The sequence below is a fragment of the Pontibacter mangrovi genome (genome assembly GCF_006385705.1).
GTDB classification, from domain to species: Bacteria; Bacteroidota; Bacteroidia; order Cytophagales; family Hymenobacteraceae; genus Pontibacter; species Pontibacter mangrovi.
Map to the genome: position 1 here is coordinate 16,545 of NZ_VFRQ01000003.1, position 16,352 is coordinate 32,896.

Sequence of the window (16,352 nt, forward strand, 5' to 3'; positions counted from 1 at the left end):
GCTGGGTAAATTGTTGTCCTTCATACTTTAGGATAGCCTTCTTCTATACTTAGAAGCTTCAAGCGCACATCTCCAAATTCCCTGGATTTTCAAATCTCCAAATCATTACCTTTGCCCTGAACCAAAGTATAGCATACCATGCGAATTGTGATTCAGCGGGTGACGCAAGCTGCCGTGGAAATTGAAGGCGCAACGAAGGGAGAAATAGGCTTAGGGCTTCTGCTGCTGGCCGGCTTCACCTCCGATGACACCGAGGAAGACCTGAAGTGGCTGGCAGGGAAAGTGGCCGCCCTGCGTGTTTTCTCTGATGAAGAAGGCAAGATGAACCTCAGTATAAAGGACGTGAACGGCGACGCGCTGGTGATCAGCCAGTTTACCCTTTACGCCAGCACCAAGAAAGGCAACCGCCCCTCCTACACCAACGCAGCCCCCCCGGCTGTATCCATCCCCTTGTATGAGCGTTTTGTACAGCTGCTGGAAGAGGCGCTGGGCAAGCCGGTGCAGACAGGCGAGTTTGGGGCCGACATGAAAGTATCTTTGCTGAACGATGGGCCGGTGACGATTGTGATGGACACGAAACAGAAAGATCTCTTTTAAGTATGACCATAGCCGAAGCACAAGCCACAGTAGATAAGTGGATACAGGAGAACGGGGTACGCTACTTTAACGAGCTCACCAACATGGCCATACTTACAGAGGAAGTTGGCGAGGTGGCCCGCATCATCTCCAGGCAGTACGGGGAGCAATCGTTTAAGAAGAGCGATGAAGGCAAGCAGCTGGGCGACGAACTCGCCGACGTGCTGTTCGTGCTGATCTGCCTGGCCAACCAAACCGGCGTGAACCTGACCGAGGCCCTGCAGAAAAACCTGGAGAAAAAGACCAACCGCGACAGCGACCGCCATAAGCAGAACGAGAAACTGAAGTAAGCCTTGAGAGTTAGAGAGGTAGAGAGTTTGGGAGTTAGAAAGTTAGAAGGTGATGCTGTAGAGGCTGCCTCTGGCGCAAGTTTTCAACTTGTGGCTATACTTGATGTTGAGTTTCCATAAATGCTTCGGGGCAGGGTAACTCAACTGGGCTGCAGGGCATCTTTTCTAAAATTGCTCTGAAGTATACATTTCTGCTCCGCAGAAAGCAAGTTGAAAACTTGCATCATAACAGCCACAAGTTACACTTCGTTAAACTTGCGGCAGAAAGCTGTAAAGTATAAACGGGAGCGGCTGGCACTTTAAGTAGTACCAGCCGCTCCCGTTTTATACTTCAGAAGAGCTAACTTTCTAACTCTCTACCTCTCTACCTCTCCAACTCCTCAACTCTAAGGTCCACCAGCCTGTCGTGGCGCCACACGGGCAGCACGTTGTATACATCGTGGCGGAGGCAAAATTCGATGTCTTTGTGGATCTCGAGGTGCTCCAGCCGGCGCACATGCGACGACTGCCGCAGGAAAGCAACCATATCGGCTTTAGCGGTTTGATACAAGTATACAGCGGCCAGGGCACTGTCGTTCTCAGAGGAAAAGCTATCCTGCAGGCGCTCCACCAGCGCACCGGCAAACAGCGTGTCCTCCAGGTTAAACTGTCCTTTCCAGCCGGCGCATACTACCAGCACATCCAGTCCCAGCTCCGCCAGGTGGTCGGCCACGGTCTGCAGGTTCAGGAAAGAACCTACCACGATCTCCTCCGCCGCCTCCGACAGACGAATGGCGCGGGTGCCGTTGGTGGTCGTGATGGCGATATCGCGCCCCTGCACATGGCCACCCATGTAGCCGAAAGGCGAGTTGCCCAGGTCAAAGCCTTCGGCCTTTATCCCGTTGCGCTCCGCCGCCGTCAGGCAGCCGCGCTCCGAAAAGCCACGGCACTCCTCCAGCTCCATCACCGGAAAAATATTGGCAGCGCCCTCGGCAAATGCCGTTACCATGGTAGAGGTAGCCCGCAGAATATCCACGGCCACCACTGCCTTTCCCTTCAGATCATACAGGTGCAACAGCTCCGGGCTGAAACACACGTCTATACTTGGCATTGTTTAATTGTTGATTGTTAAATTATTGATTGTTGGTTTATAAAAATTGTCCGGCAACCCGAAAAACAATTAACAACCAGCAATCAACAATCAGCTTATTTTTTTACAAAAGGCAGCTTCACTACCTGTGCTTTCATGTCCTTGTTGCGGATGCGGATGAAGACCTCAGAGCCGGCTTTGCTGTAGTCTTTGGCTACGTAGCCCATGCCAATGCCCTTGCCCAGGGATGGCGACATGGTGCCGGAAGTTACCTCCCCGATCTTCTCTCCCTCTGCGTTCACGATCTCGTAGTGCGCGCGCGGAATGGCTTTCTCCAGCATCTCAAAACCAACCAGTTTGCGGCTCACGCCCTGCTCCTTCTGCGCCTTCAGATTGTCAGCGTTGGTAAAGTCTTTATCGAACTTCGTGATCCAGCCCAAACCAGCCTCCAGCGGCGAAGTGGTGTCGTCGATGTCGTTGCCGTAGAGGCAGAAGCCCATTTCCAGGCGCAGCGTATCGCGGGCACCCAGGCCGATTGGCTTGATGCCATACGCCTTGCCAGCCTCCATAATCGCATCGAACACCTTTTTGGCGTCCTCATTCTTCACGTAGATCTCAAAACCGCCTGCGCCGGTGTAGCCTGTAGCCGACACGATCACATCCTGCGCTCCGGCAAACTCGCCTTTCTCAAACGTATAGTATACCATGCCGGGCAGGTCGATCTTCGTGAGCGAAGCTAGCGCCTCGGCGGCTTTTGGCCCCTGCACGGCAAACAAAGAGATGTTATCAGAGATATTCTCCATCTCTACGCCCTCGGTGTTATACTTGCTGATCCAGTTCCAGTCTTTCTCAATGTTGGAGGCGTTTACCACCAGCAGATACTCCTCCTCGCCCATGCGGTACACCAGCAGGTCATCCACAATGCCGCCATCTTCGTTTGGCAGGCACGAGTACTGGATCTTGCCGTCCGCTAGTTTAGCGGCATCGTTGGAAGTCACGCGCTGGATCAGGTCCAGGGCCTTGGGGCCGCGCAGCATGAACTCGCCCATGTGCGACACGTCGAAAATGCCGACAGCCTCACGCACTGTTTTATGTTCCTCTATGTCTGATGAGTAGCGCACAGGCATGTTGTAGCCGGCAAAAGGCACCATCTTGGCGCCCAGCGCCTCGTGCACATCATTCAGAGCGATTTTCTTCAGTTCCATGTGTGTATTTAACTGTTCTTGTTGTTAAAGCAAAATTAATTAATTTTCGGGCGCTTCCTAAATTTATACCTGCCGCAGCCGTGGTTTTGCGCTCTGGTGGGGCGGCAGCTGCAACAAATTATCTGAATGCCCGTACAAGCTAACACCAAAGGAATAGCCAAAGCATATATATGATTACCCTGATATTAGAGCTTGTCTCGCATCGCCGTTACGGCCTTGCCCTGTACCCTCTTACCTGTTCAGTACATAACGCAGGCTCCGAGTCGCCTGCCTTGCAAAACCTGTAAGCTCCGGCTTAACGTGTAGCTCCAGCCCTTATACATGAAACTTTCTTTTAAACTTTTTGCCGGATTCGTTCTGATCCTGGTGCTCTTTACTGCCGTTGCTATCGTTAACTTCCGGCTCTCGGAGGCCGTGATCGAGAACACGCAGTGGGTGTCGCGGTCGCAGATCGTGGTGCGTAACTCTGCCGCGCTGCAGCGAAACATCATTGACATGGAGACCGGCCTGCGCGGTTATATGCTGAACGGCAACGAAACGTTTTTGCAGCCCTACTGGCAAGCCCGCGACCAGATGCCCGGCCTGATCCAGGAAATGAAGAATTTCGTTACCGCCTCCCAGGACCAGGTGGAGAAGATCAATGAAATTGAAGGCATGCAGAACCGCTTTGAGAAGAAGTTTGCTGAACCCCTGATACAGATGAAGCGCGCCCAGGACACGCTACTGACAGACCAGGAGCTGGACGCGCAGGTCGAGCTGCTGCTGCTCGGGGAGAAAGCCCTTACCGACTCGATACGCGCCAGCTTCCGGGATTTTAATGCCTATGAGTACAAAGTACGGGAAGACCGCAGCCAGCGCCTCAACAAAAGTATAAACAACACGCGCCACCTTTCCACCATACTCACCATACTCTCAGTGATCATCGGCCTGAGCTGGGCATACTACATTACCCGCCTCATCACCAACCGCATCATGAAGATGGTGAGGCTGGCCGAGCAGATCTCGCAGGGCGACTACAAAACCCAGATCGTGGACACGAGTAACGACGAACTGAGCCGCCTGTCGCACTCCCTTAACCGCATGTCGGCCACCATTGATGAGACCTTTACCGAGCTAGACCTGAAAAACAAGGAACTAGACCAGTTTGCCTACGTAGTATCGCATGACCTGAAAGCGCCGCTTAGGGGTATTGAGGTGGCCTCGCGCTGGGTAGAGGAAGACATGGGCTCCAAGCTGCCTGCCAACGTGCAGGAGTACCTGGTGATGATGCGCGTGCGCGTGCACCGCATGGAGAACCTGATCAATGGTATTCTGGCGCTGGCCCGCATTGGCCGCACAACGCAGGCCGAAGAAGACGTGGACGTAAGCGACCTGCTGGGCGAGGTGGTAGACCTGCTGGCGCCGCCAAAAGGGTTTGTGATACAAGTGCCGCCACACTTGCCTACCCTGCACACCGTGCGGATACAGCTGCAGCAGGTGTTCAGCAACCTCATCAGCAATGCCATTAAATACCACGACAAGGACCACGGTTTGATCAACATCAGCCACAATGAGGAGGGGGATTTCCACGTTTTCTCAGTGGCCGACGACGGCCCGGGCATTGACCCAGACTACCATGACCGGATCTTCGTGATTTTCCAGACCTTGCAGGAGCGTGACGCCATGGAAAGCACCGGTGTGGGCCTCAGTATCGTAAAGAAGATAGTAGAACTGCAGGGAGGCAGCATTTGGGTGTCATCAGAGCCCGGCAAAGGCTCGACATTTACTTTTACCTGGCCCAAAGTGTCAGGTAAAGATCAAAAATTTTTATAGCTTTGTTTAATTCGATTAGAAGCAATTAATTATAATGGGCGAGAAAGACGTTGTAAACATCCTGCTAGTGGAGGATGACTACCTGGATACCATGAATGTGGAGCGGGAGCTGAAAAAGATCGGCATCAACCATCCGATTTTTGAGGCACGGAACGGCAAGGAAGCACTGAACATGCTACGAGGTATTGAGGCAGAGAAAATCTCCCCTTCACCAAGCGTTATCCTGCTGGATATTAACATGCCGAAGATGAACGGCCTGGAGTTTCTGACCGAGCTGCGCCGCGACCCGGAGTTTAGCCACATCCCGGTATTTATCATGACCACCTCTAACGAGGAAACCGACCGGTTGGCGGCCCAGCGCCTCAACGTGTCGGGCTACATTGTAAAGCCGCTCTCCTTCGACAGCTTCGAGCGCAGCGACTCCTCCCTCGACAGCTTCAGCCTTTTCCTGGACCTGATCAAACTAAAGTAACCAATAAAGCCCCAACGTATAAAAAGCCGCAGCACAAGCTTGTGCTGCGGCTTTTTATACTTACTGCCTGCTTAAATCTACAGCAGCTCCGGTAGCCGGGGCAGCAGCGCAAACGATTGGCGGTGGTGCAGCGTAGCGCCATACTTTGCGATACCCGCGCGGTGCGCTTGGGTAGGATAGCCCGCGTTCTGCTCCCAGCCAAAGTATGGATGCTCTTTTGCCAGCTCACACATCAGGTCGTCGCGATGGGTTTTGGCCAGCACCGAGGCCGCAGCGATGGACAAGTACTTGCCGTCTCCCTTCACCATGCAACTATGGGGCACCTGCCCAAAAGGCTTAAAGCGGTTGCCGTCCACCAGCAGGTATTCCGGCTGCCGTGGCAGCGCCTGCAGCGCCCGGTGCATGGCCAGGTAAGTGGCCTGCAGTATGTTTATTTTATCAATCTCTTCCGGCGAGGCCTCCCCTATGGCCCAGGCTACGGCCTCAGACACAATCTCCCCGCGCAGCTGCTCCCGAAGCTTACGGGTTAGCTTTTTAGAGTCGTTGAGGAGCGGGTGCCGGTAATCCGGGGGCAGTATAACCGCTGCGGCCACCACCGGCCCGGCCAGGCAGCCACGCCCCACCTCGTCCACGCCAGCCTCTAAGGTATAGCCACTGTGGTTTGGTAAAAGCATACTATCAGATAACAAAACAAGTATAAAAAAGAGCACAGCCCGCCCCTAAGATTAGCGGCGGAGCCATACTTTTACGCGTCATTCTATGCCTGCATCAGGTAAGCCTTGATGTATTCGTCCAGGTCGCCGTCCAGCACGTTCTGCACGTCGGTGCGCTCTACGCCGGTGCGCACGTCTTTGATGAGCTTGTAGGGGTGCAGCACATAGTTGCGGATCTGAGAGCCGAAGTCGATGCGCTTCTTGGTGCTCTCGATGCGGTCGCGCTCGGCGTTGCGCTTGTCCAGCTCTATCTGGTACAGCCTGGAGCGGAGCATGCGGATGGCGTGTTCCTTGTTCATGAGCTGCGAGCGCTCTATCTGGCACTCGATCACGATACCGGTTGGCTTGTGCTTCAGACGAACGGCTGTCTCTACCTTGTTTACGTTCTGGCCACCTGCGCCGCCGGAGCGGAAGGTATCCCACTCAATGTCGCTTGGGTTAACCTCTATATTGATCGTGTCATCCACCACGGGATAGGCGAACACAGAGGCAAACGACGTATGGCGGCGGCCGCCGGAGTCGAAGGGCGAGATGCGCACCAGGCGGTGCACCCCGATCTCGGACTTGAGGTAGCCATAGGCAAAGTCGCCGGTGATCTCCAGCGTGGCCGACCTGATGCCTGCGCCATCGCCGGCCTGGTAGTTTATCTGCTTCACACCAAAGCCATGCGACTCGGCCCACATGATGTACATGCGCATCAGGATCTCAGCCCAGTCCTGGCTTTCGGTGCCGCCCGCGCCCGGGTTAATCTCCAGGATGGCGCTTAGCTGGTCTTCCTCGCCGCTGAGCATACGCTTAAACTCCAGCCCTTCCACGGCCTCCTCGGCCTTTTTATACTCCTGCTGGATATCCTCCTCCGATACGTCGCCCTCCTTGTAGAAATCGAACAGCACCTCAAAGTCAGACACGGCCTTCTCCACCTCCTCATAGTGGTCTGTCCATACTTTCACCGACTTGATCTCCTTCAGGATCTTCTCGGCTTCCTTGGGGTCATCCCAGAAATTGGGGGCAGTGGTTTGGACCTCGGTCTCTTTTACCTGCTCTTTCTTGGCATCGTAGTCAAAGATACCTCCTCAAGGCCTCTACTCTGGCCTTCAACTCTTTTACTTGCTCAGTTGTCATTAGCGTGATGGGTTATACTTCCTTTTAACATGAAAATGCTGAAGTATAAACTATTGTATACTTCAGCATCCTCGTACTTTATACTTTATACTTTTACAGGCTGATGCGGTGCACCCAGTTGTGCTTGTCCGGCGCCTGCCCGGTTTTAATCTTATCCAGCTCGTTGGCAATGCGGTTCGAGATCTCGCGCTCCTCAACGACCGGCAGGTGCATGTCCTGGCCGTTGTAGTGGATGGTGGCAATCTGCGCGATGGTAGCCGCTGTGCCTGTTCCGAATGCCTCCTGCAGCTTGCCTGCCTTATAAGCTTCCTCTAGCTCATCTACGGATACTTTGCGCTCCTCTACGGTATAGCCCAGATCTTTTGCCAGGGTCAGCACGCTGTCACGGGTGATGCCAGCCAGGATGGTGGTGCTTACTGGCGGGGTGATCAGCTTGCCGTCTATCACGAACATCAAATTCATGGTGCCAGACTCTTCTATAAACTTATGCTCTTTGGCATCGGTCCAGATCAGCTGGTGGTAGCCGCGCTCCTGCATGTTGCGGGCAGGCAGCAAAGCCGCCCCATAGTTACCGGCAGCCTTGGCAAAACCGGCCCCGCCTTCCGCAGAGCGCACATACTGTGGCTCGATGGCTACCTTCAGCGGCTGCCCGTAATAGGCGCCTACCGGACAGGTAAAAACGGTAAAGCGGTAGTTAGACGATGGCCGAACGCCGATAAACTCATCCGTAGCGAACATAAACGGGCGGATGTACAGCGCGCAGCCCGAAGTTGGCGGCACCCAGGCGGCGTCCAGCTTCAGCAGCTGCTCCAGGCCCTGCATAAAAATATCTTCTGTTATGGCCGGCATGCACATGCGCTCAGCCGATTTGTTCAGGCGGCGGAAGTTATCCAGCGGACGGAACAGCAGCAGATCGCCATTCGCATCTTTGTAGGCCTTCATCCCCTCAAAAATGGACTGCCCGTAGTGCAGAGCCGAGGTAGCTGGGCTCAAGGACATGTTGCCGTAAGGCAGTATCTGCGGGTTCTGCCACTTGCCGTCTTTGTAATCAGCCACCAGCATGTGGTCTGAAAAGATCTTCCCGAACTCGATGTTGTTGTAGTCCAGCTCCGAGATGCGCGACTCTGCCACGCACTGTGCCGGTATAGTTAGCATATCTATAGACATTTTAAGTTTGGTTTTTAATTCCGTTCGTAGTGTATGGTTAAGTGTTATATTCTGGGTTTCCAGGTTACTTCCTCTGCGCCCAGCTCATGAGCCATTATACGGCAAAGAGCAAACAGGTAATCCGAAAGTCTGTTCAGGTATTTTACCACCAACTCATCCACCGCCGACACTTCCTGCAGGCTAATGGCCAGGCGCTCGGCGCGGCGGCACACGCAGCGGGCCACATGGCAAAACGACACTGACGGATGCCCACCCGGAAGTATAAACGCCCGCAGCGGCGGCACCTCAGCCGTATACTTGTCTATTTCCTGCTCCAGCAGCGCAATGTCTTCCTCGTGCAGGTCGGGGGTGGCCATTTTGGTGTTCTTGTCTGGGTCGGTGGCCAGCGTGGAGCCAATGGTAAACAGCCGGTCCTGTATTTCCTTCAGGATGTCGAGGCGGCCCTGGTTTACCTCCTGGTCGCGTACCAGCCCGATGTAGGAGTTAAGTTCATCCACGGTGCCGTATACTTCTATGCGGAGGTGTGCTTTTGATACTCTGGTTCCACCAATCAGCGCGGTGGTTCCTTTGTCGCCTGTTTTGGTGTATATCTTCATCTAGTGCTGCTCTGTCTGTAGCTTAGAGGCTGTAATCACATCAGGGTTAATGGTGTCCGACTCAACCAGGCCGTCGCGGAGGCGCACGATGCGGTGGGCGTACCGGGCAATGTCCTCCTCGTGCGTTACCATGATGATGGTGTTGCCTTTGGCGTGCAGGTTCTCGAAAAGCTCCATGATCTCGTAAGAGGTTTTGGTATCGAGGTTACCGGTCGGTTCGTCGGCCAGGATGATGCTGGGGTCGTTGATGAGGGCGCGGGCAATGGCCACACGCTGCCGCTGGCCACCCGATAGCTCGTTGGGCTTATGCTTGCCGCGGGTGCCCAGGCCTACGCTCTCCAGCGCGCGCTGCGCCTTCTCCTCGCGGGCACTTTTGCTGTAGCCTGCATAGATCAGCGGCAGCGCCACGTTCTCCAGCGACGACTGCCGCGGCAGCAGGTTAAATGTCTGGAACACAAAGCCGATCTCCTTGTTGCGCACCTCGGCCAGCTCGTTGTCCGTCATGTTGCTCACATCCTGCCCGTTAAGTATGTACGTGCCGCCTGTAGGCGTATCCAAACAGCCGATGATGTTCATGAACGTGGACTTGCCGGAGCCCGACGGCCCCATAAAAGCGACATACTCTCCCTTGTCTATTTTGATAGACACCGATTTTAGGGCATGGATAGTCTCCGTACCCATGTGGTATACTTTAGAGATGTCGTGGGTTTCGATGATGGTGCTCATAGGGCTTTTTTCATAGTTGCCAGTTGTCGGCGCGCGCCTCCACTTCCTGACGCTTTTGTTCTAATTTCTCTTTAAATGTAGCATATTCCGACGCAGGAAGCAAATCCTGCAGCGTTTCTGCAGCTTGGTCTGCGTAAGAGTATAAACCCTGCTCCAGGCTCTCCAGTGCATACGCCTGGTAGAGTTGGGCCGAGTACGGGTTGTAGGTGATGCCGCTTAAAAGTATGTTATACGCTTTTTCGTCGCCGGGCTTATACTTTCTGAAAAAATCTGCAGCGGCCAACAGCGTTTCCTCATCGTAGGTCAGCATTTTCACGGCTTGCTCGTAGCGGGCGGCAGCTTCCTCCTCTCGGCCTTTTACCTCGGCAATGCGCGCCTTAAAGTATAGCACCTTGCGCTTGTCGCGGTCCGTCAGGTAAAGGTGGTTCAGCTTGTTGTTCAGCACGTCATACTTTTCGGTGTACAGCCACAGCCGGAGCTGCTGCAGGTTCAGCTCAGAGCGCAGCGTGCCCTCCGGCCGCAGTTGCGCGCTTGCCTCCTGCATGGCATCGTAGGCGCCCTTCCACTTTTTATGCTGCAACAGGTATTCCACCTGCGCCACCAAGGCTTGTCGTTTCAGCTCTTTCTCCTGCACGGCCTCCACAAAAGCCCGCACCTGCCCCTCCGCCAGGGTTGGCAGGAAGGTTAGCAGGTACTGCAGTTTCTCTTTGTCAGATCCTTGGGCCAGCATAGTGTCGGCGGGTTGCCGCAGCACCATGGCCAGCTCGTGCGCCACGTTAACGGCAGCCTCGTTCTCGGTATAAGCCACCTCCTCCAGTGCCGCTACCGCAGCCTCCGGCTGGTGCGCCATAGCCAGGGCGTAGCCATGAGAGAGGTAAGCCTGTGTGTAGCCGCGGTCTTTGGCCTGCTTAAAATATGCGGCGGCGGCACGGTTGTTCTTCTCCTCCAGCATCCACAGCCCCAGAGTGTTGTAGTAGTAGCCGCTCTGGGCCTCCATCTGCAGCGCCAGGTTCTCCACCAGCCGCCTGCCCTCGCGCGGCAGCCCGTTGTAATGGTGGATGAGCCCCTGCAGGTACGCCAAATCACTGAAGAAGATCTGGTTGCCGGGCGACTTGAGGTAGTTACGGATATGCCCAAGCCGCGAAGTATCGCCATGGGCGAGCGAGCTGATGGTTTGGTTGTAGAACAGCGTGAAGTCCTCTACCTGCTGCAGGGAGTCCGGCATAAATTCTTCGTCGTCCTGCGGCTCCTTGCCCAGCAGCTGGCGCAATACGGCCTGGTTGCTGCGCAGCGTCTCATACTTGCTTTTCCTGGACTCCTCCAAAACGGTTTTAGCTGGCTCCAACATGGCCTGTCGGGTATAGTAGGCGAGGCGGTTGCTGCGCACCACATTGTTTTTGCGCCCATACGCCTGCGCCAGGTTAAAGTAGTACTCGGTACTGTCCTGCACGCTGGTCTGGGCATACAGCAGGGCCAGGTTATTGTAGATCTCGGGGTTTTCCGGGAAGTGTTCCGCCCCCTCCTGCAGCACGTACAGCTTCTCAAAAAAGAACTGTTTTTCATCGTAGAGGTTGGCCAGGCGCACGTACAGCTTTGGGTTCGGGCTTCGCTCCAGCGCCTCCTTGAGCAGCAGAATCTCCTCGTTAGGTTTCTCCTCCTGCCGGTACATGGCCGCCAGGTTGTAGCTGGCTTTCACGTTGCCGTCGTCGTATACATCGCTTTCCTCATAAAAGCGGCGGGCCAGGATGTCGTTGCCAGAGCCACGGTATAGGTCTCCGATGTAGCTGTAATAGCCCGCCTGCGCCTGAAAGTAGGCACGGTACTGCGTGCGCATGATCAGGAGAGCGCACAGTGCCATACTCAGCACGAAGAAGGAGAAAAGCGAGAAGGTTTTAGGCTCGTACACCACGCGGTATACTTGCAGGCGCTGGTCCAGCAGGCCCCCGAAGTTGATCATCACATACACTAAAAAGCCGAAGCCAAAGGTCAGGTGCGTGTACACGATCAGGTTCTGGAAAAGCTGTATGAGCGGGTCATTGGCGGTGGCAAAGGCATAGCCGATGCTCAGGAAAGCCATGGTGGCAAATACCAGGTACAGCACCGCCCCCGCAGGCCGGAAAGAGAACCATTTGCCATAGGCGGCCTCCCGCTGACGCATGCCCCAGAAGCCCGCCACCGTGGATGCCAGCAGGATCAGGTATGGGTTCAGCGGGATGACCTCGGTGCTAAGGTAACCTACGTGGCGCAGGTACATGAGCAGCAGGCTGAGCAGGTACAGAATGCTGATAAGCAGGAACTGCCACATGCTAAAGCGGCGCTCCGGGGTTTTGGCCTGCGTGTTGATCCAGAGCAGCGCGTTCACGTTTTCGTAGCTCACCCAAAGTATAAACAGCACCGCAGCCGCCAGCAACCCGATAGAGCTGTAGCTAACCAGGTGCAGCGTTATCAGCCTGGCCGGAAAATCTGCCTCTGAGTAGATGAGCATGCCCAGCAGCCCCACAACGCCCGACATCGCCAGCACCCGCAGCCCAAAGCCCGTGGTGGGCCAGAAAGCTTGAAAAACGTAGCTCGCGATGGCCAGCAGCACAATACTGAGCAGCAGCATGGTTTGGCCGGAGCCCGTAAAGATCTCCAGCAGGTCGAAGTTGAAGGTAGCCAGGAACAGCATGAGCAGCAGGATGCCTGCAAAGTATGGGATGCGCCGCATGGCACTGATGGCCGCCGCATAAAACGCCAGGCACACCGCCAGAATGGCCAGCAGCACATTGGCCGCGCCATAGTTTACCTGGGGCAGGGCCACGTCGTACTGCTCAAACAGCAGGTAGCCGTCGGCCGAGAGGGTAAAGCTCTCCAGCAGCCCCGGCACCTCGCTTACCGGCACCGGCACCACCTGCAGGTCGGTTATCTTGTCCCAGGCAAAGGCAGTGGCCTCGCCCCAGGCGTAGTAATACACGCCCAGCAGCAGCGACACGATACCTAACAGCAATAAAAAAAGATAGGGATACCTGGTGTGCGTATCCCATCCCTGCCAAAACTTAATCTTACTCATATATTTCTTTGAGACGCAAGTATCAAGACATAAGCTGTTCCGTTTATACTTCCTTGCTGATTCGCCTGATAGTATGAAGTATACTTCAGGGGCAACAAATAAGCGTTATACTTATGCCTACGGCTTATTCCAGTACTTTTGGCACCCGGAAATAATCGGAGTCCTTTTTGGGCGCGTTCAGCAGTGCCTGCTCGTGGGTGATGGTGTTGCGGGCCTCGTCTTCGCGCAGCACGTTCACCTCCTCCGACATATGGATAAGCGGCGCCACGTGCTCGGTGTCGAGCTGGCGCAGCTGGTCTACCCAGTTCAGGATCTTGTTCAGGTCCTGCAGCACTTCCTGCTCCTTCTCCTCGTTAAACTCCAGCCTTGCTAAGTGCGCTATCTTGCGGATGGTTTGAATATCTGTTGACATGTGCTTTTGTATGTTGCGTAATTTCTGTTTGTATGATGTTAAACACCTGCTCCTTTAGCTGTGGCAGGTCCTCCAGCGTCAGCCCCTTCGTCTCGATCGGCTCGTGCATCACGATCTTGAGCGGGTGCCAGCGCACCTTCAGTTTGCCGTCCAGGTCGGGCAGGAAGTGCTGGTTGTAGGGCATGGTTACCGGCACCACCGGCACCTGCTTCTCAATGGCCAGCTTAAACGGCCCGTCCTTAAAAGCCATCAGCTGCTCGCCGGCAGTCTTGGGTATGGTGCCCTCCGGAAAAATAGCCAGGCTGCGCCCCGCCTCCAGCGACTTTGCCGACTTAATATAGCTTTTGGCGCTGCTGATGGTGCTTTTGCGGTCTACGGAGATGTATAGTTTTTCGTATACCTTGCCCCACAGCGGCACCTTGCACAGGTCGGCTTTGCCCACAAAGTTAAGAAATCCGGGGATGGCATGCAGCATCACCGGAATATCGAGGTAGGAGCTGTGGTTGGGCGTGAAGACGTATACTTTCTTCGGGTCGAACTTAAAGCGCCACTCTACCTGCAGCGGCGTCAGGAACATGCGCAGCGAGGAGGAGGACCAGAACCGGTTGATGCCGTGTAACTGCCTGTACCACTGCACCCGCCGCATCAGCACGGCCTGTAGCGGGTAGGTAACCACAAAAGGAAGTACAAACCAGGTAACGCACCAGGTAGTGTAGATCCGCTGTGATATGTACTTAATGGCTTTCATGTCTCCAAATGTACGTATAATCCCTTAGTTTGCCAGTGCCGGGGCTGCCGGTAAAACGCAGTAAATTTATACTTTATACTTTGCTGAGGCTTTATTCCTGTAAACCCAGCCCTAGCCCCTCCGAGGAGGGGAATTCGTGGCTTACCACTTCCTGGCCCTCCGTCCCAGTTGAGTCGCAGACTCAACTTTAACTATAAGTCACGAATCTAGAGATTCGTACCAGAGAGCGGCAAAAAAGCTACAGCCTTCCCTGCTCCTGCAGCAGAAAAGCGGCCTTCAGGATACCGGCCACGCTGATGGCATCGGTGATCTCGTTGTTCATGGCCATGCGAACGGCCTCTTTAAAAGGCACCTTCTTGATGTGCAGCTCCTCTGTCTCTTCAAAAGCAGTTTCGCCGGCGGTTAGTTCCTCAGCCAGAAAAACAAATCCTTCTTCGTCGGTTACGGAGTTGGAGGTGTGCAGGCGGCAGATATTGGTCCAGCGGGCGGCGGTAAAGCCGGTCTCCTCCTGCAGCTCCCGCTTCGCCGACTCCAGGATGTCGTTTTCTACCAGGCCGCCGCCCATGGGTATCTCCCAGCTGTACTCTTTCAGCGGGTAGCGGTACTGGCCGATGAGGTAGGTATAGCCTTCGCTATCGATGGGGATGATGCCGATGGCTTTGTTTTTCATGCTGACCACACCGTAGATGCCCTCGCCGCCGTTCGGGTTCAGCACCTGGTCTTCGCGCACGCGTATCCAGGGGTTCTGGTAAATATTCTTGCTGGACAGGATGGTCCAGGGATTGTGTGTCTCGTCGATCATAGCTTGTACTTTTTGCTGCTGCAAAGATAGGGGTTTTGGCTTGCAGAAGTATGGCTGCGGGGTTATGGAGTTTTAGAGGTGTGTTAGTATCGCTCTTTCGGGCTTACCTATCCGAAAGCTTTCTGCCGGGGGACTTCCTAGTCCCCATTGTTTGGCCTTGCCTTCACTCGGACTAGGAAGTCCGCAGCAGGTAAATTCCCGGACAAAGATGTCCGGAATAGCGGCGTGCTTGGTGGTGAAAATGCTAATAAGGGCGGAGGGATGGTCTTACTTGTTGTTTCGCACGAAAGAGTAGTTCAGCCCGATTGTAAGCAAATCCTTTTTATCAATTCGGTTGTAGATTGTTCGGAAGCTAATAAAATTTTTTGTAGGTATCCGATATTGAAAGTATGCTTCATGATGGAAATACTCAAAATAATATCTAGAGTTAAGGCCAAAATAAGCATTGCGTGCATTCTGTTCTAGACCAAAGCCAAATCCAAAGTTCTTATTTCCATCCAACTGATGAAAACCTGTTCTGAAAATCAAGCCCGTGTTTCTAAAATATCTTATTCTAGATGTTAGGTTAAAATCTGTAAGAAAAAGATCTGAGTCATTAAAGTTGAGCACATCATACTTCAGCGTTGTCCTTCCAACATATTTCAGTGAGTAAAATCCTAACTCAGCACCATACGAGTAGCTAGAGTCAAAGCCGGTTTGTCCCTGAACTTTGATCAATAGGTTGTCCTGAAAGTCTTCAAAATGGATTAGCGGCTCTTCATCAACTCCATTACTCACTTGAAAACCGATTACTGAGTTGGCAAATCCATAGTTGGTCCCAAAAGCTAACCAGCGAGTATTATAAAATTCCTCTCTACCAATGTTCAGGAATTGGGTAGAATCACTCTGCGCATAAATTTCAAAAGGCAAAAGAGTTAGCAGGAGAAGAATACGTATCATTTAGAAACTATAGTTTCTGAACACTAAGTACAGGAATGCTGGTTTTGCGGCAAATGCTTTTCTTAGCATGACACTTACTTTATGATCTCTACTCTTCCCTCAATCTTATCATCAAATAAGTTAGAGCTAGCTGATTGTATATAATAGTCAGCATTTACCTCTAGTACCTCTATTGTCAATACCATCTCTTCGGGATAGCCAAAGTTGTTTTCGTCTTTGATGGTTTCTAACCACGTAAGAGTATAAGTGCAATCGTTTATCCACTCAACCTTGAATTTATAGGCCGCACCTAATTGCTCCGACCGCTCATACTGAATGTCGCCAACCCTTTCAATAATAGTAGTGATGGGGGCAGCTCCTTCTATATGACTAACTGTTTTAAAGGTTCCTGATTTTATTGATTGGCAAGTATTTGTGCTGAAGGAGGTATAGCCTATAAGTATTAGGCTCAGTAAGTATAACATATACTATCTTTGGGTGCCTTAAAGGTTGAGTACGCTTAATCCTGCTAATTCGTCACAGGACTTAATCTAAAGCCATATCCGTTTTAAAATAAAACCCCCTCCTGTTTTTAGGAGGGGGCAAGGGGGAGGT

General features: G+C 53.5%; 17 protein-coding genes. 4 read left to right on the forward strand and 13 right to left on the reverse strand.

What is annotated here, in order from left to right; translation table 11 throughout:
- The first annotated feature begins 138 nt into the window (after positions 1-138).
- Together dtd and FJM65_RS06210 are read left to right on the forward strand one after the other, a co-directional pair.
- Positions 139-597: a D-aminoacyl-tRNA deacylase gene (gene dtd, locus FJM65_RS06205; RefSeq protein ID WP_140620603.1), complete on the forward strand. Its 459-nt coding sequence runs from the start codon at positions 139-141 to the stop codon at positions 595-597.
- A gap of 2 nt (positions 598-599) precedes the next feature.
- On the forward strand, positions 600-926 hold the full coding sequence (locus FJM65_RS06210) for a nucleotide pyrophosphohydrolase (RefSeq protein WP_140620605.1): 327 nt from the start codon (positions 600-602) through the stop codon (positions 924-926).
- Positions 927-1,290: 364 nt separating this feature from the next.
- On the opposite strand, the gene FJM65_RS06215 is transcribed toward FJM65_RS06210, so the two are convergent.
- The gene (locus FJM65_RS06215; RefSeq protein WP_140620607.1) at positions 1,291-2,016 is read right to left on the reverse strand and encodes a 2-phosphosulfolactate phosphatase; all 726 of its coding nucleotides are present in this window, start codon (positions 2,014-2,016) and stop codon (positions 1,291-1,293) included.
- Between the two features lie 95 nt (positions 2,017-2,111).
- Positions 2,112-3,200, reverse strand: a complete 1,089-nt coding sequence (gene gcvT / locus FJM65_RS06220) for a glycine cleavage system aminomethyltransferase GcvT (protein ID WP_140620609.1) — start codon at positions 3,198-3,200, stop codon at positions 2,112-2,114.
- A gap of 321 nt (positions 3,201-3,521) precedes the next feature.
- Here gcvT and FJM65_RS06225 point away from each other — a divergent pair, with 321 nt between their 5' ends.
- Together FJM65_RS06225 and FJM65_RS06230 are read left to right on the forward strand one after the other, a co-directional pair.
- On the forward strand, positions 3,522-5,012 hold the full coding sequence (locus FJM65_RS06225; RefSeq protein ID WP_140620611.1) for a sensor histidine kinase: 1,491 nt from the start codon (positions 3,522-3,524) through the stop codon (positions 5,010-5,012).
- A 34-nt stretch (positions 5,013-5,046) separates the two neighbouring features.
- Complete coding sequence (locus FJM65_RS06230) at positions 5,047-5,484, forward strand: response regulator (protein WP_140620613.1); 438 nt, start codon at positions 5,047-5,049, stop codon at positions 5,482-5,484.
- A 77-nt stretch (positions 5,485-5,561) separates the two neighbouring features.
- Here the strand turns inward: FJM65_RS06230 and FJM65_RS06235 are convergent, their stop codons facing one another.
- The 11 genes from FJM65_RS06235 to FJM65_RS06285 form a co-directional block, all read right to left on the reverse strand.
- Entirely contained in the window at positions 5,562-6,158 is a 597-nt protein-coding gene (locus tag FJM65_RS06235) for a ribonuclease HII (RefSeq protein WP_140620616.1), read from the reverse strand.
- 83 nt (positions 6,159-6,241) lie between these two features.
- A protein-coding gene (prfB, locus tag FJM65_RS06240) for a peptide chain release factor 2 (RefSeq protein WP_140620618.1) occupies positions 6,242-7,319 on the reverse strand; the annotation gives its coding sequence in 2 pieces (ribosomal slippage) (positions 6,242-7,258 and positions 7,260-7,319; 1,077 coding nt in all).
- A gap of 93 nt (positions 7,320-7,412) precedes the next feature.
- Entirely contained in the window at positions 7,413-8,486 is a 1,074-nt protein-coding gene (locus tag FJM65_RS06245; RefSeq protein WP_140620620.1) for a branched-chain amino acid aminotransferase, read from the reverse strand.
- 44 nt (positions 8,487-8,530) lie between these two features.
- Positions 8,531-9,082, reverse strand: a complete 552-nt coding sequence (locus tag FJM65_RS06250) for a cob(I)yrinic acid a,c-diamide adenosyltransferase (RefSeq protein ID WP_140620623.1) — start codon at positions 9,080-9,082, stop codon at positions 8,531-8,533.
- Positions 9,083-9,808, reverse strand: coding sequence for an ABC transporter ATP-binding protein (locus FJM65_RS06255; protein WP_140620625.1), 726 nt, complete (start codon positions 9,806-9,808; stop codon positions 9,083-9,085).
- A 10-nt stretch (positions 9,809-9,818) separates the two neighbouring features.
- The gene (locus FJM65_RS06260; protein WP_140620627.1) at positions 9,819-12,857 is read right to left on the reverse strand and encodes a tetratricopeptide repeat protein; all 3,039 of its coding nucleotides are present in this window, start codon (positions 12,855-12,857) and stop codon (positions 9,819-9,821) included.
- Between the two features lie 124 nt (positions 12,858-12,981).
- Entirely contained in the window at positions 12,982-13,269 is a 288-nt protein-coding gene (gene gatC / locus FJM65_RS06265; RefSeq protein ID WP_140620629.1) for an Asp-tRNA(Asn)/Glu-tRNA(Gln) amidotransferase subunit GatC, read from the reverse strand.
- Positions 13,211-14,017, reverse strand: a complete 807-nt coding sequence (locus FJM65_RS06270; RefSeq protein WP_140620631.1) for a lysophospholipid acyltransferase family protein — start codon at positions 14,015-14,017, stop codon at positions 13,211-13,213. Before FJM65_RS06270 ends, gatC begins: the two co-directional genes overlap by 59 nt.
- 238 nt (positions 14,018-14,255) lie before the next feature.
- Positions 14,256-14,819, reverse strand: coding sequence for an NUDIX domain-containing protein (locus tag FJM65_RS06275; protein WP_140620632.1), 564 nt, complete (start codon positions 14,817-14,819; stop codon positions 14,256-14,258).
- 267 nt (positions 14,820-15,086) lie between these two features.
- On the reverse strand, positions 15,087-15,758 hold the full coding sequence (locus FJM65_RS06280) for a hypothetical protein (protein ID WP_140620634.1): 672 nt from the start codon (positions 15,756-15,758) through the stop codon (positions 15,087-15,089).
- A gap of 74 nt (positions 15,759-15,832) precedes the next feature.
- A complete protein-coding gene (locus tag FJM65_RS06285; RefSeq protein WP_140620636.1) occupies positions 15,833-16,222 on the reverse strand; it encodes a hypothetical protein in 390 nt (129 codons plus the stop codon).
- Between the last annotated feature and the right edge of the window lie 130 nt (positions 16,223-16,352).